A 380-nucleotide genomic window follows, 5' to 3' on the forward strand; every position below is an offset into this window, starting at 1 on the left:
GCACACCAGCACGTCGATGTGGCCGAGTTGGTCGAGCAGCTCGCACGCCAGCGGCCGGTAGGCCTCGACGTTGTCGGGATTGCTGTACTGGTCGGGGCACCACGCCTCGGGGTCGGCGGCCAGCAGCTGCGCGACCCGCTCTTTGCGGGCCTGTTGCCAGCCCCCCACCGGGTGCGGCTCGGTGACCAGCTCGACATCGGCGCCGTAGGCGGCCAGCATGTGGCGCACGATCGGTTCCATGCCGGTGTCGGTGACCACGGTGACCGGATGCCCGTAGGCTTGCCCGGCCAGCGCCAGGCCCAATCCGAGGCTGCCGCTGGTGGAATCCACGATGCGGGCCCCGGGTGTGAGTTCGCCGCGGGCCCGGGCGGCTTCGACCA

Annotated in this window: 1 protein-coding gene; it reads right to left on the bottom strand. The window is 71.6% G+C overall.

Annotated elements, in window-relative coordinates; all coding sequences use genetic code 11:
• Positions 1 to 380 (bottom strand): pyridoxal-phosphate dependent enzyme (locus tag KHA85_RS17235; RefSeq protein WP_213186721.1); only part of this gene is annotated, 380 nt, incomplete at both ends.

Origin of the sequence: Dietzia massiliensis (assembly GCF_018390595.1) — a bacterium.
Taxonomy (GTDB): domain Bacteria; phylum Actinomycetota; class Actinomycetes; order Mycobacteriales; family Mycobacteriaceae; genus Dietzia; species Dietzia massiliensis.